The following is a 20,799-nucleotide window of genomic DNA, read 5'->3' as shown; positions in this document are numbered from 1 at the left end:
TGGCCCCGGAGCGTCGTCGTCACCGCAGTTCGATGTCAGTGCGTATTCCCGAGCCACGGTTGTTGGCGCTGAAGGGTGCCTGCGCGCTGATCAGCGACTCCAACTCGCGCAACGCGATTGCCCACCAGGCCGGCGAGCTCAGCGTGCGTGGCTTTCTTGCCGACTATATATCCACCCCCGAGCATTGGGATATCAAGACCTCGGCGACGCGGGTGCTAAGGGCGCTCAACGGCTGGTGTCACAGTCAGAGCGGCCATGTCAGTGGTGGCAGCTATGTCTGCTCGCTATCGGCGATGATCTATCGCGGCCGCGAGGCGCACCTCTTCCATATGGGCGATACGCTGGTCTTTCGCCTGCGCGGGGCCGAGTTCGAGCAGCTCTCCCGCGACCATGTGACGGACCTGGGCGGCTATCGTTATCCCTCCCGAGCCTTGGGCATGGATGGCAATCTGGATATCGATTACATCACCATGCCGCTGAAACAGGGCGATATCTTCCTGTTTACCACCCCGGCAGTGCGCGGCACCCTGATGCCTTCCGACTACGTTCAGCTGATCCGTCAGGATGCAAGTGACCTGGATGCCGCCTGCGAGCGCCTGGCCGCCACCGCGCTTGAGCGTGCCCAGGAGCGCGGCTACGGCGGCGAGCAGTTCTGTTTCCAGCTGGTGCGCATCGACCGACTCCCGGAAGACGTTACCGAGACCCCGGACAAGCTGTATGGCGATCTTCCGGTGCCGCCGGAGCTGAGCGTTGGGCAGCGCCTCGACGGTCTTGAGGTGCGTGACGTGCTGTCGCGCACTGCCCAGTCACGGGTCTACCGGGTCTTTGATCCGGTCAGTGGCCGGGAAATGGTCATGAAGGCGCCGAGTCCCGAGCTTTCCAGCCGCAATGCCTATCTCGAACACTTCCTGCTGCAGCAGTGGGTGGTCGAGCGAGTCAGGTCGCCCTTCGTCGCGCGCATCATGGAGCCTTCGCGGCCGCGCACCCACCTCTATTACCTGATGAATCTGGTCGAGGGGGAGCGGCTCTCCGATTGGGCGCGGCGCCACCCTCAAGCGAGCCTTTCTCAGCGGTTGGATATTGCTCGCCAGCTGGCCAAGGCGGTGCAGGCGCTGCATCGCCGTGATTTGCTGCATCAGCAGATTCACCCCGACAACGTGCTGGTGGATACCCACGGGCAGGTGGTGCTTGCTGATTTCAGCGCATGCCGGCTGCGGGAAGGCGACGGCCACAAGCATTCGCGGGAACTGGCGCGTCAGCTCGGCCTCACCGAACACAGTGCCCCGGAATACGCGCTGGATGATGATGTGGGGCGACGCAGCGATCAGTATGCCCTGGCCTCGACGGTCTACTGGCTGATCACCGGCGGGCTGCCCTACGATGTGCCGCCGCATCAGTTGCGAAGTCACACGGACCTTGAGCAGTTGAGCTACAAGAGTGCCTGCCTGCTGAATCCCGAGGTTCCTCAGGCGCTGGATGATGCCCTGCGCCGGGCCCTGGATCCGCAGCGAGCGCTACGCTTCCGGCGCCTGTCGGAGCTTTTGGTCGCGCTGCGAGAGCCCCGCCTCAAGGGCGAGGCCGCCAAGGCGACGTCATCCGTATCCACTCGCTTCTGGCAGGGGTTGGCGGGGCTGTTGCTGGCGCTGCTGGTGATCTCCTGGCTGATGCGCTAGGGCCGCCCACGCCGGTTACTGGTTTATGCGCCGACAAACGACGTTAAGCGCCGACATAAGACTATGCAGACACGCGAAAACGCCCCGGCAAACCGGGGCGTTTTCGTTGTGATCATCTGCTGCCGCCGGGCTATTGCTCGGCGGCAGCATCGCTCAGAGGCTGTCTTGTCGCTTAGCCGTCGGTGGCTTAGCCGTTTGTGCTTAGAGCGTAAAGGTCGGCAGCTTGCGTTCGACCCGTGCGAGCTTGAGGTGCGCCACCCGCGGCAGGCCGTTGTCGAACGGCGGGAAATCTTCGCCCTGGATCAGCGGCGACAGGTAGCGTCGGCAGGCCTCGGTGATGCCGAAGCCGTCCTCGCGGATGAAATCCTTGGGCATGAATTTCTCGCGATTGGCGATGTCGCTCAACGGCGCGGCACCGATTTCCCAGGCATAGGGTTCATCGCTGACCCGGTCGATGGTCGGCATCATGGCGTTTTCGCCGGCCACGGCAAGCTCCACTGCTTTCTCGCCGACGGCATAGGCCTGGTCGACGTCGGTCTTGGAGGCCAGGTGACGTGCGGCGCGCTGCAGATAGTCGGCGACCGCCCAGTGGTACTTGTAGCCCAGGTCCTGCTTGACCATGCCGGCCAGCGTCGGCGCCACGCCGCCGAGCTGGCGGTGGCCGAAGGCGTCGGTATTGCCGGAGTCGGCCAGGAAGGTGCCATCCTCATAGCGGGCGCCCTCGGAGACCACGATCACGCAGTAGCCGTAGTTCTTGACCGCCTCATCGACCCGCGCCATCACCGCCTTACGGTCGAAGGCAACCTCGGGGAAGATCACCAGGTGGGGCGGCTCGCCCTCGCCTTCGCCAGCCAGGGCGCCGGCCGCAGCGATCCAGCCGGCATGGCGGCCCATGACCTCGAGCACGAAGACCTTGGTGGAAGTGGCGCACATCGAGGCGATGTCCAGCGAGGCCTCGAGGGTCGAGGTGGCGATGTACTTGGCCACGCTGCCGAAGCCCGGCGAGTTGTCGGTAATCGGCAGGTCGTTATCGACGGTCTTGGGCACGTGGATAGCCGTCAGCGGGTAGCCGAGCTTTTCCGATAGCTGAGAGACCTTGAGGCAGGTGTCGGCACTGTCGCCGCCGCCGTTATAGAAGAAGTAGCGGATGTCGTGAGCCTTGAAGACCTCGATCAGCCGCTCGTACTGGGCGCGGTGAGTCTCGATGTCCTTGAGCTTGTAACGGCAGGAGCCGAAGGCGCCGCCCGGGGTGTGGCGCAGCGCGGCGATGGTCTCGTTGGACTCTTGAGAAACATCGATCAGATCTTCGGTCAGGGCGCCGATGATGCCGTTGTGGCCGGCGTAGACCTTGCCGATCTTGTCGTCGTGGCGACGGCACGCTTCAATCACGCCGCAGGCGCTGGCATTGATGACGGCGGTGACGCCACCGGACTGGGCATAGAAGGCGTTGTGCTGGGCCATGGGGCTGCTGAGCTCCTGGAAAGCGGGTCATCGAAGGGGCGAATTGTCAGGTCGCCATGTTAGCCCAAAGTGAGGCGACCTGCACCCGCCGGGCGCGCGTGCTGGCACCAGGATGGAGGCGGCGAGGGCGCCATGCTAGTCTGCCTGCCACCCTGGCAGGAGGCACTCGATGCACGTACATATCCTTGGAATCTGCGGCACCTTCATGGGCAGCCTGGCGCTGCTGGCCCGTGAGCTTGGCCACCGGGTCAGCGGCTCGGATGCCAACGTCTATCCGCCGATGAGCACTCAACTGGAGGCCGCGGGGATCACCCTTCAGGACGGCTACGGTGCAGCCAATCTCGCGCCGCGCCCGGACCTGGTGATCATCGGCAACGCCTTGTCCCGGGGCAACCCGGAAGTGGAGGCGGTGCTTGAGGCGAGGCTGCCCTACATCTCCGGCCCCCAGTGGCTCGCCGAGCATGTGCTGCCCGGACGACGGGTGATCGCCGTGGCCGGCACCCACGGCAAGACCACCACCGCGAGCCTGACCGCCTGGCTACTTGAGGCGGCGGGCCTCGAGCCTGGCTTTCTGATCGGTGGGGTGCCGCGCAATTTCGGCGTTTCGGCGCGTCTCGGTGGGGCGGGTGCGCCCTTCGTGGTGGAAGCCGATGAGTACGACACCGCCTTCTTCGACAAGCGCTCCAAGTTCGTGCACTACCGCCCGGAGATCGCGGTGCTCAACAACCTCGAGTATGACCACGCCGACATCTTTCCCGACCTTGCCGCCATCGAGCGCCAGTTTCATCATCTGGTGCGCACCGTACCCGGCGACGGTGCGCTGCTGGTTGCCGACGGCGAGCCGGCGCTGGAGCGCGTGTTGGAGCTGGGCGCCTGGACCCCGGTCAGTCGCTTCGGCACTGCGGCGACAAGCCCCTGGCGGCTGGAGCTCGAGCGGGAGGACGCCTCGCGCTTCCTCGTCATTCATGAGCAGGGCGAGGGCCCGGACGCAGCAAATGAAGACGCGGTGGTCGACTGGTCGCTGACCGGCGAATACAACGCCCGCAATGCCTTGGCCGCGCTGGCCGCCGCCCGTTGCCTCGGCGTCGGTCTTGCGGCGGGCGCAGCGGCATTGTCGCGCTTTGAGAGTCCGCGGCGGCGTCAGGAACTGCGCGGCGAGGTCGCGGGGATTCGCGTCATCGACGACTTCGCCCATCATCCTACTGCCATTGCCGCGACGCTTGGCGGCCTTAAGGCCGGCGGTGAAGGTCGTCTGCTGGCGGTGATCGAACCGCGCTCCAACACCATGCGGCTCGGCACCCTGCGTGCCCGCTTGGCCGAGAGTGTGGCCTCGGCCGATGCGGTCTGGTGGTACCAGCCGGCAGGGCTCGACTGGTCACTTGATGAGGTGGTCGCGGCGAGCCCCGTGCCCTCGCGGGTGGTCGATGATCTCGAGGCGCTGGTCGCCATGGTGGTGGCCGATGCCAGGCCGGGTGATCGCATCGTGGCGATGTCCAACGGCGGCTTCGGCGGTATTCATGAGCGGCTGCTTGCCGCCCTGGAGGTGGCTCATGGCTGATTCTCAACTATCACAGCAAGTATCCGCGGCAGAGAATTTCGCCTTTCCGGTCACCGTGGCGCTGACCGGTGCCTCAGGGGCCCAGTACGGTCTGCGCCTGATCGAGGCGCTGGTGGCGGCGAACCATCAAGTCTGGGTGATGATTTCCAAGGCTGCCCATCTGGTGATCGCCACCGAGACCGACGTCAAGCTGCCGGCACAGCCCGAGCGGCTGACTGAAGCGCTGTCATCGCGCAGCGGGGCGCGCCCTGGGCAGATTCGCTGCTTTGCCCGGGAGGACTGGATGGCGCCGGTGGCCTCGGGCTCCGGGGCACCCTCGGCGATGGTGGTCTGTCCGTGCTCCACCGGGTCGCTTTCCGCGATTGCTTGCGGTGCCAGCAACAACTTGATCGAGCGGGCCGCAGACGTGGCCTTGAAGGAGCGTCGCACCCTGGTGCTGGTGCCCCGGGAGACGCCGTTTTCGGCGATTCACCTTGAGCACATGCTAAGCCTGACCCGCATGGGCGCAGTGATCCTGCCGGCGGCACCGGGCTTTTATCATCAGCCCGCCAGCATCGACGATTTGATCGACTTTATCGTCGCCAGGATTCTCAATCAGTTAGGCATCGAGCATCGGCTGATGCCCCGCTGGGGCGAGTAGTCGGCGCGCAGATTCAGGGAGGAAACATGATTGCAGCGGTCGCTTTGTCGGTCTTCGTGCCGACTTTTTTCTTGGTGTCACTGACGCCGGGCATGTGCATGACCCTGGCGATGGTGCTGGGGATGACCCAGGGCGTGCGCCGTGCGCTATGGATGATGCTTGGCGAACTCACCGGCGTTGCTCTGGTGGCGGTGTCCGCCGGGGCGGGGGTGGCGACGCTGATGCTGGCTCAGCCGGCATTGTTTACCGCCTTCAAGTGGCTCGGTGGCGCCTATCTGGCCTACCTGGGCATCATGATGTGGCGCGAACGGGGGCGCATGGCGATCCCCGAGCTCTCCGGCGAGCAGCAGGCGGTCGGGCGCCGCACGCTGATGATGCAGGGATTCGTGACAGCGATTGCCAACCCCAAGGGCTGGGCCTTCTTCGTGGCACTGCTGCCGCCGTTTCTCGATGCCAGCCGCCCTTTGGCGTCGCAGCTCGTGGTGCTGGTGGCGATGATCCTGGCCATCGAGTTCGTCTGCCTGATGCTGTATGCCGTTGGTGGGCGCGGCGCAGGGCGGCTGCTAGGCAACGCCGGGCGCGTGCGGCTGCTCAATCGCCTGGCCGGCACGCTGATGATCGGTGTTGGTGCCTGGCTGGCACTGGGCTAGGAGGCTCGGGCCAGAAGTTTGGCTCGGAGGTTGGGCTAGACGTTTCGGTTCAGAGGTGCTCGAGGCGCGCCCTAGACCGGCGGCAGCCAGATAAGACGAATCACCAGCAGCGTCAGCGACGCCAGGGCGAGGCGAAGCCAAGGAGCGTCGTTCATTGGGCGGTGAGGCGTGCGATGATAGCTGATGTTGACCATGGCACAGCCCATCAGCCCAAGCAGTACGCCACCGACCAGGTCACTGGCCCAATGTACGTCTAGCACCAGCCGCGACAGCGCCATTGGCAGGCAGACGAGAATTGCCAGCCAGTAGGACATATGGCGGCGCTGGGAGGTGAGTTCTCGGGCGAAGAAGGCAGCCGCGAGGCCGAAGAGCAGCACCGACGTCGAGGTATGGGCGCTGGGGTAGGACGCGGAATCGGCCAGGTAGGCCGGGGTCTCGGGCCGGGCGCGGCCTATCAGGTGCTTGAGCAAGGTGTTGGCCATGGCCATGCCGGCAAGCCCTGCGGCCAAATGTATCAGGGTCGTCGTATGCCGCCTTGCCAGCAGCCACGCAGCCCAGGGCAGGCAGAGGGCAAGAATACCGACGACATCGCCGGTTTTGGCCATCCCCTCGGCCAACCGCGTCAGCCAGGGCGATCCGATGGCTGCCATCAGGGCGCGAATCTGTTCGTCCATGACCAGCGGCCCGTGGGACTCCAATACGGCCAGGGTCCACAGGCAGAGCCCGGTGGAGGACAGCACCAGCAGGCTTAGCGAGGCCAGCGGAATCTCGCCGTGAGGCTGAGAGCCGAGTCGCTGCCAGAGCCGGCGACTCCAGGGGCGCCCAAGGGCCATTCCGGCCAGTCGCCGGTAGAGCCAGCCCTCCTTGGCCAACTGATGGCGCAACCAGGAAAATGCCAGTGCCGCAAGGCCGGTGGCGACGGCGAGCAGGATTATCCACTTATCGCTGCCTGCAGGCAGGGCCAGCAGCTGTTTCCAGGTGCGCCCCAAGAGGTAACCCGGCAGCACATAGGTCGGGGCCCATACCAGCGCCGAGCCGATGTTGGCCCAGGCAAAGGTAAAGGGGCGCATATGCATCATGCCGGCGACCATCGGCACGACCGGACGCACCGGGCCGGCGAAGCGGCCGAATACCACTGACAGGGTGCCATGGCGCTGGAAGAAGCGCGCGCCGTGTGCGAGCCATTCCGGGTGACGTGAGAAGGGCCATAGCCTGGGCACGCGTTCCCGCTGGGTGTAGCCCAGGGCGAAACTCAGGGCATCTCCCGCCACCGCGCCCAAGAAGGCCGCCAGCAGTACCAGCGGGATCGCCAGTTGCTGATGACCCGCCAGCGAAGCGGCGGCCGTGATCAGGACCACGCCGGGCACGATCAGTCCGATGACTGCCAGGCTCTCCACCAGAGAAATGACGGCGATGCCCAATAGCAGTAACGGCGGTGAGGGTGTGAGCTGATACAGCCAGTCGACAAGGCTCATGGCGTGCTGTCCATCAGGGCGCGTTCCTTGATGCGTAGGCGCTGCTCGAAGGCCGGCAAGCTTTCGCCCGGGTGCAGGGTGCAGGCGACCACCATGGCGCTCAGGTGCCCGGTTTCGCTGATCGCGGTGTCATTGAGCGTTGTCAGCAGGCGGTTGCGTGTCATCAGCGCATCGTTTTCGTCGGTGCCGGGCAGCAGCATCCACAAGAGGGACTCGCCGGTGCGGCCGAGTGTATCGTCGAGCCGGCAGCTGCGGCGAGCCGCCTGGCAGAAGCGCTGCAGCAACTCCAAGCGCAGTCGAGCGCCGAACTGTTCGTGGGCCATTTCAAGCTGCGGCAGATGGATCACCAGTACGCTGAGACGGCGGCCGAGCGCGTTGGCGCGTTTGTGCTCCTGAGGCAGGCGCTCGGCGATCATGTCGCTGGATAGGGCGTCGCACTCGGGGTCATGGGGCGAGGTCAGTTTGTCCAGCGTCAGCTGACGCATCATTTCCCAGCGTGCCAGAGCGCCAACCAGGCTGACCGCCAGGTAGGAAAGGGACGCTATCAGAGACGGCCAGTTGCCGTTGAGCAGCAGCCAGACCGGGGCCATCAGCAAGTTGACGCATAGGGCATGCCGTGTAGATAGCAGCAGCGTGGTGAGTACCGGGGGAAAGCCCAGCCAGAGCATGGCAGGTGCCTCGCCGTGGCGCAGCAGCTCAGCGCACAGCAGATAGCTTGCCAGCAGGGTGATGATTGCCGCGGCACGCCGCGCGGAGGGCGTGCCCAGGCTCATCAGAGTGGCCGTCAGCAGGGCCATGCTCAGTGCCGCCGGCAGCAGGATGCGATCGAAGTGGCCCATCTGGTAATGCCACAGGGCCGCGCCAGCGGTCAGCAGAGTGACCCAGGCGTGGAAAAAGGTATAGAGCCCCGGGTGAGGCAAGCTGTCCAGGTGTTTCATGAGCCTACCCCTCTTCGATGATGATCAGTGGCTGGCGCTGATCTCGGAGAGCCTGATATTCGCTGGCCAGGGTCAGCGGTCGAGCCAGGGTGACAATCCGGCTGCGCAGCGGGGTGGGCATGTCATCCAACAGAGTCTTGCGCCGCTCGCGGGCCTGCTCGAGATCGCGGCTGATCAGCAGGGTGGCCAGGGTGCGGTTGTCGAGTTTGTAACAGGCCTCGTAGTCGTTGAGGCGCTGGCTGAGCTTGCTCATCAGTGGCCAGAACTGCCGACCCTGGGTGCGTATAAGCACCAGCTCGGCGTATGAGCCTTCCCGTTCACTGCGCACGACTTCGCGAGGCAGGTCTTCACCCAGTTGATGAACTGACCACAGCCGGGCACCGGGGATCAGCCGTCGCCGCCGGCCGATCCGCAGCCAGGCAGATTGCACCTCTTGGGCGCGGGCGAGACCCAATAGCATCAGGCCAACCAGCAACATGGCAATCAGCAGCGTCTGGCCTACGTCGAGGTCGGCTTGGACCTGCCAGACAGCGTAGCCCGCCAGCAGGCTATGCAGGATCATTAACCAGATAGGCTGCGGCAGCATCAGCAACAGCGCGAAGCACCACAGCCAGACGGTTTGATGCTCGGAATCGACATTGAACAGGCCTGCCAGCAAAAAACTGGGAAGCAGCTGCCAAGGGACGCTGGACGGCCAGCGTACGCTGCACTTCAGCGTCAGCGACGAGCCTGTCAGCCACAAGCCTGCGAGCACCAGTAACATGCCGCTGGGCAGCATGGGTGCCGACAGGGCGAGCATAATGAGAAGGAGGGCGCATCCCAGCATGGCCGCTTGCAGTGGGCCGACTTTGTACTTGCTTCCCATGGGCCTTATATTGTTTCCCTTGCGCAATATTGCATGATGATACCGGCCCTGGAGCCGCCTACGAGGAGTTTTTGTTCCGCATGTCATCACACTACTCAGAGGCCGTCGCCGGCAATGACGGCATAGCGCCGATCACCGATGTCGACGCCTACGTGACGCAGTTGGGTCAGCAGGCCAGCGCCGCTGCCGCCATGATGCGGCGTTGCACTACGGCTAGCAAGAATTCGGCTCTGCTGGCGATGGCTCGACACCTCGATGAGTCGCGCGCCAGCGTTCTCGAGGCGAATCAACAGGATCTGTTGCGTGGTCGGGAAGCGGGCCTCGATGATGCCCTGTTGGATCGACTGGCGCTGGATGATGCGCGTGTCGATGCGATGATCAACGGCCTGAAGCAGGTCGCCGGGTTGCCCGACCCTGTCGGCGAAATCGATGGCTTGCGGGCGCGGCCCAGCGGCATTCAGGTCGGCCAGATGCGGGTGCCGCTAGGCGTCATCGGTATCATCTACGAGTCTCGGCCCAACGTCACCCTGGAAGCGGCCAGTCTGTGTCTCAAGTCCGGCAACGCCTGCATTTTGCGCGGCGGCTCCGAAGCCCGGGACAGCAACGCTGCCCTGGCGAGCTGCATTGCTGCCGGCCTTGCCGAGGCCGAGCTGCCGGCGGCGGCCGTGCAGGTGGTGGCGACCACTGACCGCGCCGCGGTGGGGCGTCTGATCGCCATGCCCGAGCACGTCGATGTAATCATTCCTCGCGGCGGCAAGTCGTTGATCGAGCGCATCACACGCGAGGCGCGAGTGCCGGTCATCAAGCACCTCGACGGTGTCTGTCACGTCTACGTCGACGCCACGGCCGATCTGGACAAGGCGCTGGCGATCGCGGTCAATGCCAAGACCCAGCGCTACGGCACCTGCAACACCATGGAGACCCTGCTGCTGGACGCGCCGATTGCCGAGACGCTGCTGCCAAGGCTCGCCGCGGCCTATGCCGAGCACGGTGTCGAGCTGCGCGGCTGTCCGCGAACCCAGGCCCTGTTACCCGGCGTGGTGCCGGCCGAGGAGGCCGACTGGCATGCCGAGTATCTGGCACCTGTGCTGGCGATCCGGGTGGTCGATGGCATCGAGGCGGCGATGGATCATATCGGCCATTACGGCTCTCATCACACCGATGCCATCGTCACCGAGCACTACGGCCTGGCTCGCCGCTTCCTGGCCGAGGTTGATTCCAGCTCGGTGATCGTCAATGCCTCGACTCGCTTCGCCGATGGCGTCGAATATGGCCTGGGGGCCGAGATCGGCATTTCCACAGACAAACTGCATGCCCGCGGCCCGGTGGGTCTCGAGGGGCTGACCACCCGTAAATACGTGGTGATGGGCGATGGTCATGTCCGTGGCTGATGATAGTCCATCGACCGGCGCGATGAGTCGCCCGCCTCGGGTGGCGATGCTCGGCGGCACCTTCGACCCGGTGCATCTTGGCCACCTGCGCAGTGCCGTGGAGCTTCGCATGCAGCTGGGGCTGGACCGCGTACATATGATCCCTGCCCATGTGCCGCCCCATCGGGCGGCGCCGGGTGTTTCCAGCGCCGAGCGCCTGGCGATGCTGCGCGCCGGCATTGGCGACACGCCGGGGCTCTATGCCGACGACCGTGAGCTCCGGCGTGAGGGGCCGTCCTATTCTGCCGATACCCTGAACAGCCTGCGCGAGGAATACGGCGGTGAGGCGCGACTGTTGATGGTCGTTGGCCACGATGCCTTTTTGAAGCTTGCCGACTGGCATGACCCCGAGGCGCTCTTCGCTCAGGCGCATGTGGTGGTCATTGCTCGGCCCGATCACGCTGCTCCCTTGCCGCCAGCGCTTCAGGAACTCATCGCCGGTCGCGAGGTCCAGACCTGCGAGGCGCTGTTTGAAACGCCAAAAGGCAGCCTCATGCAGCTGGCTCTGCCCAGCCGTTTGGCGGTGTCCGCCACCGCTATTCGTCGCTGGCTGGGAGAAGGAGAAAGCGTGCGCTACCTGCTGCCCGAGGCGGTGCTCTCGCATATTGCCCGGGGCGGGCTATATCGCGGTGCATGAGGCGCTGTCGCCAGGGTCTCAAACGGGTAGAATAGGCGTTGAACCATGCATTCATGAATGAGGCGATATGCACATCGACGTTTTGAAACCCCTGGTCATCGATGCCCTGGAGTCACTGAAGGGCCAGGACATCACCACTCTCGACGTATCCGATTTGACTGATGTGACCGATCAGATGGTGATTGTCAGCGGGACCTCCAGCCGTCACGTGGCGGCGCTTGCCAATAACGTGGTCGAGACCGTCAAGGAACATGACGTGATGCCGCTTGGCGTCGAAGGCCATAGCGGTGCCGACTGGGTGCTGGTCGATTTGGGCGACCTGGTGGTTCACGTGATGCTTCCCGAAGCCCGTGACCTCTATGACCTCGAGCGGCTGTGGACCGAGTTGCCCCGCGATGGCGCCCATGAGCGCCAAGGCGGAGGCCTGGCGTGAAGTTGCGCGTGCTGGCGGTCGGCACGCGCATGCCTGACTGGGTGGAGAAGGGCGTCGAGGAGTATCGCAAGCGCCTGCCCCGGGACTTCGCCCTGGAAATACACGAGATACCCCCCGGCGCCCGGGGCAAGAACGCCGACACGGCGCGAGCCATTGCCCTGGAAGGCGAGCGGATGCGTGACAAGCTGCGCGGCAACGAGCAGCTTGTCGCGTTGGAAGTAGGCGGCAAGCCCTGGAGTACCGAACAGTTGGCCCAAGAGGCCGATCAGTGGCGTCTGGAAGGACGTGATGTGGCACTGCTGATCGGTGGGCCTGAGGGGTTGGAGCCTAAACTGTCGGCGAGTGCTCACCAGCGCTGGTCGCTGTCGCCGCTGACGCTGCCGCATCCGCTGGTGCGTATTCTGCTGGCCGAGCAGCTCTATCGGGCCTGGACCCTGCTGGTCGGCCACCCTTATCACCGTTGAGTCGTCTAAGGCCGAGAGCCTGTCGCTCCCGTGGAGAGTGATCGTTTTGATGTTGTCGGAATCCGCGAGTGCCCCTCATGCGTAAGCATCGTCAGGCGCTGAAGAATGCCCGTCAGGAAATGCATACCTTCCGCGTCCGCTCGCTGGTCGCGGCTTGCCTGGTGGTCCTGCTCACCGGTGCCTTGATGGCGCGGCTCGTCTATTTGCAGGTGGTCCAGCATGATGTCTACATCACGCGCTCGGAGAACAACCGGGTCCGGGTCGAGCCCCTGCCGCCCACTCGCGGGCTGATCTATGACCGTAACGGCGAGCTTCTGGCCGAGAATCGACCGACCTACAACCTTACCCTGGTGCGCGAGCGGGTCGATGACATCGATGCCACCCTGGGGCTGCTGATCGATCTTCTCGATCTGCCTGATGCCGAGATCGAGGCGTTCCGCGAGCGCTCCCGGCAGCGCCAGCGACCCTTTCAGCCGGCATTGTTGATGAGTGATCTCAGCGAGGAGCAGATCGCCAAGCTCGCCGTCAATCGCTATCGCCTGCCGGGTGTCGAGGTCGAGGCTCAGCTGCTGCGCTACTATCCGGATGCCAAGATCATGTCGCATGCGCTGGGGTTCGTCGGGCGCATCAACGCAGAAGAGCTCAATCAGCTGGATCCCGGCAACTACGCCGGCACCCACTTCGTCGGCAAGACCGGCATCGAGCGTTACTACGAGACAGAGCTTCACGGCCAGGCAGGGCTGCGCAAGGTTGAAACCAATGCCCGGGGGCGCGTGCTGCGCGAGCTGGGGCGCACCGATCCCGTGCCAGGAAAAAACCTGACGCTCACCATCGACAAGGACCTTCAGTCCCTGGCCGTTGACCTGATGGACGGACGGCGCGGCTCTATCGTGGCCATCGCCCCGCAGACCGGCGAGATTCTGGCCATGGTCTCGACGCCCGGTTTCGACAGCAACCAGTTCGTGACCGGTATCGATGTGGCGTCTTACCGGGCGCTGCAGAACAATATCGACCTGCCGCTCTTCAATCGCGCCGCTCGCGGTCACTATCCGGCGGGCTCGACGATCAAGCCTTTCATGGCGCTGTCTGGCCTGATCGAAGGGGAAATTACGCCCAGCGATACCATCTATGATCCGGGCTATTACCAGTTGCCCAACGATTCGCGTCGCTATCGCAACTGGCTGCGCTGGGGGCATGGCAAGGTCGACATGGAGCGCGCCATCACGGTGTCCAACAACACCTATTTCTATAGCCTGGCCCATGAGGTGGGTATCGATGCTATCAGCGAACATATGCATCAGTTCGGCTTCGGTGAGCACGTTACCCAGGACGTCTATGGCGAGAGCACTGGCTTGATGCCCTCGCGCGAATGGAAGCGCGAACGCTTCAACCAGCCCTGGTACCCCGGTGAGACCCTTTCGGTGGGGATCGGGCAAGGTTATCTGCAGGTCACACCGCTTCAACTGGCGACGGCCACGGCCGTGTTGGCGAACCGCGGTCACTGGGTCAAACCGCGACTGGCCAAACGCATCGGCGGCGAGGAGGTGCCGGTCGACTTACCGGATACCAAGGATGACATCACCATCGAGAACCCTGAGTGGTGGGATGACATCTACGCTGGCATGGAGAACGTGCTCTCGGGGCGTGAGGGCACGGCGCGGCGTGCCGGCAAGGGCCTTGAGTACCGCATGGGCGGCAAGTCGGGTACCGCGCAGGTGTTTTCGCTTGGTCAGGATGAGAAGTACAACGCCGATGAGCTCGCCGAGCGGCTGCGTGACCATGCGCTGTTCATCGCCTTCGCGCCGGTGGATGACCCGCAGATCGCGATCTCGGTGGTCATCGAAAATGCCGGCGGCGGCAGCAGTCATGCCTCTTATCTGGCACGCGACATGGCGGATGCCTGGCTATTGGGGAACGACGATGAAGATGACGCCCAGGGAGATGACGCATGACGGCGCTGAGTGATCTGACTAGGTCTCTGCGCGGCCGTCCGGTCAGGCCACCTCAGAGTGGCATGTCGCGACGCAAGAGCCTGTGGATGCGTGTGCATCTGGACCCCTGGCTGGTGCTGTTGCTGCTGGTGCTGATGGGGGCGGGGCTGGTGGTGCTTTACAGTGCCAGCGGGCAGAGTATGGTCGTGGTAGAGGCGCAGGCCTTGCGCCTGGGCGTGGCCCTGATGGTGATGTTCGTGCTGGCCCAGCTGTCTCCCGTGACCCTGATGCGCTGGTCGCCACTGGCCTATGGCGGGACCCTGCTGATGCTGGTGGCGGTGGAAGTGATGGGTGATGTCGGGATGGGGGCCAAGCGCTGGCTGGTCATCCCCGGGGTGATGCGCTTTCAGCCCTCGGAGTTGATGAAGTTGGCTATGCCGATGATGCTCGCCGCTTATCTGGGGCGGCGTCAGCTGCCGCCACGACTGCCGGATTTGCTGGTCTGTGCGCTGATCCTGGCGGTGCCCGTGGTCCTGATCGCTCGGCAGCCGGATCTCGGTACCTCACTGCTGGTGGCGACGGCTGCCGTGTTCGTGGTGTTGCTGGCCGGATTGTCCTGGCGTTTCATCGCCTTCCTCAGCGTGCTGGTTGCCTCGGCCCTGCCACTGTTGTGGATGAACATGCATGACTATCAGCGCCAGCGCGTGCTGACCTTTCTCAACCCCGAGAGCGACCCGCTGGGCGCCGGCTGGAACATCATTCAGTCGACCACCGCCATTGGCAGTGGCGGGGTATTCGGCAAGGGCTGGCTGGAGGGGACGCAGTCCCAGCTCGAGTTCCTGCCCGAACGCCACACCGACTTTATCGTCGCGGTGCTTGGCGAGGAATTTGGTCTGGTGGGCATGCTGCTGGTGCTGTGCCTGTACCTGCTTATCGTCGCTCGGGGCCTATGGCTCTCCAATGGCGCCCAGGACAGTTTCGGTCGCCTGCTGGCGGGCAGTATCATTTTGACCTTCTTCATCTATGTATTCGTCAATGTGGGCATGGTCAGCGGTATCCTGCCGGTGGTGGGCGTGCCGCTACCGCTGGTCAGTTTCGGCGGGACCTCCAGCGTGACCTTGATGGCCGGTTTCGGTATTCTCATGTCCATTCATTCCCATCGGCGGTTATTGCCCCGTTAGGGGGCATTGACCACGGAGAGCCCTGATCGATGATCGCAGGACGTACGACAAGGAAGCTGTTGCCCCTCATCGCCGGGCTTGGGCTGGGCCTGGGTCTGTGCACCCAGGCGGCGAGTGCCGCCGACAGTCAATACGATGAGCATTTCGACCCGTCCACGCACCCTGAGGTGGCGGCACTGGTCGACGAGCTGGCCGGACAGGGCATCGAGCGGGACTGGCTGACTGATGCGCTGAGCGACGCCGACTATCGGCAGGCAGTGCTGGATGCCATGGCAGGTGCCGCCGAGCGTCATCTGCGCTGGGATCAATACCGTGCCATTTTCCTCAAGCCCGCACGCATCGAGCGCGGTGCGGCCTTCATCGCCGAGCATCGTGAGGCGTTTGCGCGAGCCGAGGCCGAGTATGGCGTGCCGGCGCCGGTGATTGCCGCCATCATCGGCGTTGAGACCGACTATGGGCGAGTGACGGGCAGTCACCGCGTGCTGGATTCGCTGGCCACCCTGGCATTTCATCATCCCAAGCGTGGCGACTTCTTCCGCGGCGAGCTGGCGGCCTTCCTGGAAATTACTCACCAGGCCGGTGTGGCCCCGGGAAGCCTCAAGGGCTCCTATGCCGGCGCCATGGGCTATCCCCAGTTCATCCCCACCAGCTACCGGGCCTATGCCGTCGACTTCGACGATGATGGCGTGCGTGACCTGTGGCGCAATCCGGTCGATGCCATTGGCAGCGTGGCCAACTACTTCGCTGAACATGGCTGGCGCCCCGAGGGCGAGCTTTATGTCGAGGCCAGCGGCCCCCAAACGCCACCGGCGACGATAGATTTCAATCAGACACGGCCGCCCTATGCCCGGCTCTCCATGCTGGCCGAGGCGGGTGTCGTAGCCGACTCGCAAGACCGCCTGGCAGCCAACGCCGAGGTGATTCCGCTGGCGCTGGATCTGGCCGATGGCGCCTACCGCTACCGGCTTGGTCTGTATAATTTCTATGTAATCACTCGCTACAACCATAGCCACCTCTACGCCATGGCGGTGACTGAGCTGGCCGAGGCGATTGCTCGGGAGGAGTCGGCATGAAGCCATTGTGGATACTGCTTCCGGCTATTGCTCTGCTGGCGGGCTGCGCCGCTGGCGGTGGCAGTGTGCAGCCGGTGAGCTCATCAGCGCCGCCGGCGGACGCGGGTACCGCCGGTGGCCGCTATGCCATGTCCAGCGATGCCTACCCCGAGACGCCGCCCGACGTGGCCAATGTGCCCGATGCGGTGCCGCGTCCTGAGCCACGCGCCAGCGGGGGCAATCGTTCGACCTACGAAGTCTGGGGCAAGACGTATCACGTGCTCGACGATCCGCGGGGCTATCGACAGGAGGGCACGGCGTCCTGGTATGGTAAGAAGTTTCACGGCTATGCCACCGCCAGCGGCGATATCTACGACATGTACGAGATGTCGGCGGCCCATCGTTCCCTGCCGCTGCCGAGCTATGTTCGCGTCACTAACCTGGATAACGGTCGCCAGGTGATCGTGCGGGTCAACGATCGCGGCCCCTTTCACGGTAGCCGCGAGATCGACTTGTCCTATGCGGCGGCGGCCCGGCTCAATATTCTGGATCGAGGCACCGGCCGGGTCAGGGTCGAGGCAATCGACCCGGTGGCCTGGCAGGCTCGCCACTCCGGCAAGACGCCGGCCGGCAACGATACGGCAGGCACGAGCACCACAGCCCGTCGCAATGCGCCGGAGCAACAGGCGACGTCTGATCGCGACGTCGCTGAAAACGCCGACACCGACGGTTCGCTTTTCCTCCAGGTCGCGGCCTTGGGGTCTCAGGGCAATGCCCAGGCCCTCAAGACCCGCTTGGAGGACGAGCTCAACCAGCCGGTTCGCGTGACCAGCGATGCTCGCCTGCACCGCGTGCAGGTGGGCCCGCTGGCCGCTACCGGGGACCTTGAATCGGTGCGCGAGGCCCTGCGTCGTGCAGGCTTCGATCAGGCCCTGGTGATTCATGACGGCACCTGAGACGCGTGCCGCTGTCCCATTTAATTCCCTTCGCTCAACGCCACGAGAAATGTTGTCATGAAAGTCTCACTGTTCCGCGCCGGCCTCGGCCAACGCCTGATGTCCGCGCTCCTGCTGTGCCTGATGTGTTTTGCCCTGCCGCTCCAGGCGCAGGAGGTCGACAGTCCCCGACCACAGACCATGATTCCGTCGCCGCCGAGTCTCGCGGCTTCGTCCTGGATCCTGATGGATGCCGATACCGGCGAGGTACTGGTCAGCCATAATGCCGACGAGCGACTGCCGCCGGCCAGCCTGACCAAGCTGATGACCGCCTACCTGGTCGAGCATGAGCTGTCCCGCGGCAACATCGCTCGCGATGATCAGGTGTTGGTCAGCGAGAAGGCCTGGCGCACCGGCGGCTCCCGGATGTTCATTCAGGAGGGCTCTCAGGTCAGCGTCGATCAGCTGCTCAAGGGGGTGATCATCCAGTCCGGTAATGACGCAAGCGTCGCGCTTGCCGAGCACATTGCCGGCGGCGAGTCCGCTTTCGCGGATCTGATGAACCAGCAGGCGGACCGCATGGGGATGGTCAACACCCATTTCGCCAACGCCACCGGCCTGCCGCATGAGGATCACTATTCCTCGGCGCATGACCTGGCCCTGCTGGCGCGCCACATCATTAATGACTACCCGGAGCAGTACAAGGTATACGCCGAGAAGGAGTACACCTACAACGATATCCGCCAGCCCAACCGCAACCGTCTGCTGTGGCGTGATTCCAGCGTCGATGGCCTTAAGACTGGTCATACCGAAGCCGCAGGCTACTGCCTGGTGGCCTCTGCCAAGCGCGACGATATGCGCCTGATCTCGGTGGTGATGGGCACCAATTCTGACGAAGCGCGCGCCCAGGAATCCCAGAAACTGTTGAGCTATGGCTTCCGTTTCTACGAGACCATGGAGCTCTATCCGCAGGGCGCTGTACTCGCCACGCCGCGCATCTGGGGTGGCGAAAAGAACAACCTGCGCCTGGGGGTCGATCGCGAAGTTCGCATGACGGTTCCCCGCGGCCGGGGCGAAGAGCTGGCTGCGCGCCTCAACCTGCCGGCATCGATCGATGCCCCGGTGGAAGCAGGGGAGCGCCTTGGCACCCTGGAAATCAAGCTGGGTGATGAGGTGATCGGTGAGCGTCCGCTGGTGGCGCTGGAAAGCATTGATCAGGGCGGCATCTTCAAGCGTCTGCTGGACAGCGTTCGACGCTTCATCAGCGGCCTGTTCGACTGAGCGCGGTTAGTAGTGATCAAGACAGCGGGCGGCCATCAGGGCCGCCCGCTCTTGGTTGAGGGGGATAGGTTGAGTAGAATACTGGGATAAACCATTCGTTGAGTACGCTCATGACCGACAAGTCCCTGCGGGACATGCGCCTCGCCGGCGCTCCCGCGTCAGCTCACGCCACCGAACTCGAATACCCCTGCGACTATTCGCTGAAGATCGTCGGTGACGCCGTCGAAGGGTTGAGCGAGTTGGTGATCAAGATTGTCGAAGACCACGACTCGGCCTTCGATCGACAGACCGTGCGTCTGGTGGATAGCCGCAACGGCAAGTTCCAGTCGGTGCGCCTGACCATCACCGCGACCGGTCCCGAGCAAATCGCCGCCCTGCACGCCGACCTCAAGGCCTCTGGCCGCGTGCACATGGTGATCTGATGCCCGAACTCGAGGTCTATCGGCTCGGTCGGCAGCCTTATCTGCCGGTCTGGCAGGCCATGCGTGAGCTCACCGATCTCCGCGGGCCCGACCAGCCCGACCAACTGTGGCTGGTCCAGCATGACCCGGTGTTCACTCAGGGGCAGGCAGGGCGCCCCGAGCACCTGTTGATGCCCGGCGACATTCCGGTGGTCGAGACCGACCGTGGCGGGCAGGTGACCTACCATGGTCCCGGCCAACTGGTGATCTATCCGCTGCTCGACGTCAAGCGTGCCAAGCTTGGCGTGCGCAGCCTGGTCACCGCGCTGGAAGAGGCCGTGGTCGATGCCCTCGCGGAGCATGGTATCGCGGCAAGGGCGCGGCCTGACGCCCCGGGGGTCTATGTGGGTGATGCCAAGATCGCCTCTCTGGGGCTTCGCATCCGTCGTGGTTGCAGTTTCCATGGTGTGGCTGTGAACCTGGCTATGGATCTGTCGCCGTTTGGGCGCATCAATCCCTGTGGCTATGCTGGTATGGCCATGACCCAACTCGCCGACCTGGTCGATGGCGTCCCTGATGTAGACGCCGAGACCCATCGCCTGGTCCGTTGTCTGGCCGCGCGGCTTGGCAACATGCAACTCACCGACAAGCCCGGCATGCCGCCTTCTCTGGTTTCCGACCAGAGCGCGAGTGCCTAACGTTTACGAGCGCAGGATATCCTGATCATGACCGAAAGCACCGCTACCCCCGTGACCCCGTCCACCGCCGATGCTGCTGCCGCCAAGAAGAAGGCCAGGGTCGAGCGCGGCGTCAAGCTGCGCGGCGCCGAGAAGGTCGCCCGCATTCCGGTCAAGGTGATTCCCACCGACAACGTGCCGCGCAAGCCAGACTGGCTGAAGGTGCGCATGCCGATCTCGCAGGAGGTGACGCGCATCAAGCAGACCCTGCGCAAGCATGGCCTGCACACCGTCTGTGAAGAGGCGTCCTGCCCCAATCTGGGCGAGTGCTTCAACGGCGGCACCGCGACCTTCATGATCCTCGGTGACATCTGCACCCGCCGCTGCCCGTTCTGTGACGTCGCCCATGGCCGTCCCAACGCGGTCAACGAGAAAGAGCCGCGGGAGCTCGCCGAGGCCATCGCCGAAATGCGCCTGAACTACGTGGTGGTCACCTCGGTGGATCGCGATGACCTGCGCGACGGTGGGTCGCAGCACTTTGCCGACTGCATTCGCGAGATTCGCAACGACAGCCCGGAGATCGAGATCGAGGTGCTGGTGCCGGACTTCCGTGGCCGCATGGAAGTGGCGCTGGACACCCTCGAACAGACGCCGCCGGATGTCTTCAACCACAACCTGGAGACCGTGCCGTCGCTGTACCGCAAGGTGCGTCCCGGGGCCGACTATCAGTGGTCGCTGGATCTGCTCAAGGGCTACAAGGCGCGTCGCCCGGATGTCATGACCAAGTCCGGCCTGATGCTCGGCGTCGGCGAGACCGACGAGCAGGTGATCGAGGTGATGCGCGACCTGCGGGCTCATGGCGTCGATATGCTGACCCTTGGTCAGTACATGCAGCCGTCCAAGAACCACCTGCCGATCGATCGCTGGGTACACCCGGATACCTTCGACTGGTTCGCCGAGCAGGGCAAGGCGATGGGCTTCAAGCACGTCGCTTCCGGTCCGCTGGTGCGCTCCTCCTATCACGCCGATCGGCAGGCGCACGGCATCGAGGTCAAGTAAGCCGCGACCGCGAGACCCTGGCTAGCCGCTAGTCACGATTAGCCAGATACAAGAAGGC

General features: G+C 64.3%; 20 protein-coding genes. 16 read left to right on the top strand and 4 right to left on the bottom strand.

From position 1 onward, the window contains the following. Window positions 1-32 precede the first annotated feature (32 nt). Entirely contained in the window at window positions 33-1,673 is a 1,641-nt protein-coding gene (locus BCL93_RS00350; RefSeq protein WP_112053572.1) for a bifunctional protein-serine/threonine kinase/phosphatase, read from the top strand. 201 nt (window positions 1,674-1,874) lie between these two features. Here the strand turns inward: BCL93_RS00350 and BCL93_RS00345 are convergent, their stop codons facing one another. Further along, window positions 1,875-3,134, bottom strand: coding sequence for a 6-phosphofructokinase (locus BCL93_RS00345; RefSeq protein ID WP_112053137.1), 1,260 nt, complete (start codon window positions 3,132-3,134; stop codon window positions 1,875-1,877). Window positions 3,135-3,303: 169 nt separating this feature from the next. Between BCL93_RS00345 and mpl the strand changes: the two genes are divergently transcribed. The 3 genes from mpl to BCL93_RS00330 are packed head-to-tail and all read left to right on the top strand — an operon-like array spanning window position 3,304 to window position 5,982. Continuing rightward, window positions 3,304-4,692 (top strand): UDP-N-acetylmuramate:L-alanyl-gamma-D-glutamyl-meso-diaminopimelate ligase, encoded by a 1,389-nt coding sequence (mpl, locus tag BCL93_RS00340; protein WP_112053136.1) that lies wholly within the window; start codon window positions 3,304-3,306, stop codon window positions 4,690-4,692. After that, window positions 4,685-5,332: a flavin prenyltransferase UbiX gene (locus BCL93_RS00335; protein ID WP_112053135.1), complete on the top strand. Its 648-nt coding sequence runs from the start codon at window positions 4,685-4,687 to the stop codon at window positions 5,330-5,332. The genes mpl and BCL93_RS00335 overlap by 8 nt, the downstream gene beginning before the upstream one ends. A 26-nt stretch (window positions 5,333-5,358) precedes the next feature. Beyond that, window positions 5,359-5,982, top strand: coding sequence for a LysE family translocator (locus BCL93_RS00330; protein ID WP_181462994.1), 624 nt, complete (start codon window positions 5,359-5,361; stop codon window positions 5,980-5,982). A gap of 71 nt (window positions 5,983-6,053) precedes the next feature. Here the strand turns inward: BCL93_RS00330 and BCL93_RS00325 are convergent, their stop codons facing one another. From BCL93_RS00325 to BCL93_RS00315, 3 genes are read right to left on the bottom strand one after another with little or no spacing between them, the layout of a single operon-like run. Further along, the gene (locus BCL93_RS00325) at window positions 6,054-7,457 is read right to left on the bottom strand and encodes a bifunctional DedA family/phosphatase PAP2 family protein (RefSeq protein ID WP_112053134.1); all 1,404 of its coding nucleotides are present in this window, start codon (window positions 7,455-7,457) and stop codon (window positions 6,054-6,056) included. Then, entirely contained in the window at window positions 7,454-8,395 is a 942-nt protein-coding gene (locus BCL93_RS00320; protein ID WP_112053133.1) for a diguanylate cyclase domain-containing protein, read from the bottom strand. The genes BCL93_RS00325 and BCL93_RS00320 overlap by 4 nt, the downstream gene beginning before the upstream one ends. A gap of 4 nt (window positions 8,396-8,399) precedes the next feature. Continuing rightward, entirely contained in the window at window positions 8,400-9,194 is a 795-nt protein-coding gene (locus BCL93_RS00315; RefSeq protein WP_220086214.1) for a hypothetical protein, read from the bottom strand. A 146-nt stretch (window positions 9,195-9,340) separates the two neighbouring features. Here BCL93_RS00315 and BCL93_RS00310 point away from each other — a divergent pair, with 146 nt between their 5' ends. From BCL93_RS00310 to lipA, 12 genes are all read left to right on the top strand, one after another. Continuing rightward, window positions 9,341-10,651 carry a glutamate-5-semialdehyde dehydrogenase gene (locus BCL93_RS00310; RefSeq protein WP_112053131.1) on the top strand — a complete coding sequence of 437 codons (1,311 nt, stop codon included), beginning with the start codon at window positions 9,341-9,343 and terminating at the stop codon, window positions 10,649-10,651. After that, window positions 10,638-11,327: a nicotinate-nucleotide adenylyltransferase gene (gene nadD, locus BCL93_RS00305; protein ID WP_258395860.1), complete on the top strand. Its 690-nt coding sequence runs from the start codon at window positions 10,638-10,640 to the stop codon at window positions 11,325-11,327. The genes BCL93_RS00310 and nadD overlap by 14 nt, the downstream gene beginning before the upstream one ends. A gap of 67 nt (window positions 11,328-11,394) precedes the next feature. Beyond that, window positions 11,395-11,760 (top strand): ribosome silencing factor, encoded by a 366-nt coding sequence (gene rsfS, locus BCL93_RS00300; RefSeq protein ID WP_112053130.1) that lies wholly within the window; start codon window positions 11,395-11,397, stop codon window positions 11,758-11,760. Continuing rightward, a complete protein-coding gene (gene rlmH / locus BCL93_RS00295; RefSeq protein WP_112053129.1) occupies window positions 11,757-12,224 on the top strand; it encodes a 23S rRNA (pseudouridine(1915)-N(3))-methyltransferase RlmH in 468 nt (155 codons plus the stop codon). Before rsfS ends, rlmH begins: the two co-directional genes overlap by 4 nt. A gap of 77 nt (window positions 12,225-12,301) precedes the next feature. Next, entirely contained in the window at window positions 12,302-14,176 is a 1,875-nt protein-coding gene (gene mrdA, locus BCL93_RS00290) for a penicillin-binding protein 2 (protein WP_112053128.1), read from the top strand. A 62-nt stretch (window positions 14,177-14,238) separates the two neighbouring features. Next, window positions 14,239-15,336, top strand: coding sequence for a rod shape-determining protein RodA (rodA, locus tag BCL93_RS00285; protein WP_258395859.1), 1,098 nt, complete (start codon window positions 14,239-14,241; stop codon window positions 15,334-15,336). Between the two features lie 29 nt (window positions 15,337-15,365). Next, complete coding sequence (mltB, locus tag BCL93_RS00280) at window positions 15,366-16,409, top strand: lytic murein transglycosylase B (RefSeq protein WP_112053126.1); 1,044 nt, start codon at window positions 15,366-15,368, stop codon at window positions 16,407-16,409. Then, window positions 16,406-17,344, top strand: coding sequence for a septal ring lytic transglycosylase RlpA family protein (locus BCL93_RS00275; RefSeq protein ID WP_112053125.1), 939 nt, complete (start codon window positions 16,406-16,408; stop codon window positions 17,342-17,344). The genes mltB and BCL93_RS00275 overlap by 4 nt, the downstream gene beginning before the upstream one ends. Before the next feature lie 57 nt (window positions 17,345-17,401). Beyond that, window positions 17,402-18,604: a D-alanyl-D-alanine carboxypeptidase family protein gene (locus BCL93_RS00270; RefSeq protein ID WP_425339106.1), complete on the top strand. Its 1,203-nt coding sequence runs from the start codon at window positions 17,402-17,404 to the stop codon at window positions 18,602-18,604. A gap of 110 nt (window positions 18,605-18,714) precedes the next feature. After that, window positions 18,715-19,026, top strand: a complete 312-nt coding sequence (locus BCL93_RS00265; protein WP_112053124.1) for an HP0495 family protein — start codon at window positions 18,715-18,717, stop codon at window positions 19,024-19,026. Continuing rightward, window positions 19,026-19,703 (top strand): lipoyl(octanoyl) transferase LipB, encoded by a 678-nt coding sequence (gene lipB, locus BCL93_RS00260; protein ID WP_112053123.1) that lies wholly within the window; start codon window positions 19,026-19,028, stop codon window positions 19,701-19,703. Before BCL93_RS00265 ends, lipB begins: the two co-directional genes overlap by 1 nt. Window positions 19,704-19,730: 27 nt before the next feature. Next, entirely contained in the window at window positions 19,731-20,741 is a 1,011-nt protein-coding gene (gene lipA, locus BCL93_RS00255) for a lipoyl synthase (protein ID WP_112053122.1), read from the top strand. Window positions 20,742-20,799 lie beyond the last annotated feature (58 nt).

The organism is Onishia taeanensis (assembly GCF_003268885.1).
GTDB lineage: Bacteria > Pseudomonadota > Gammaproteobacteria > Pseudomonadales > Halomonadaceae > Onishia > Onishia taeanensis_A.
This window is presented reverse-complemented; position numbering and strand designations above follow the sequence as displayed.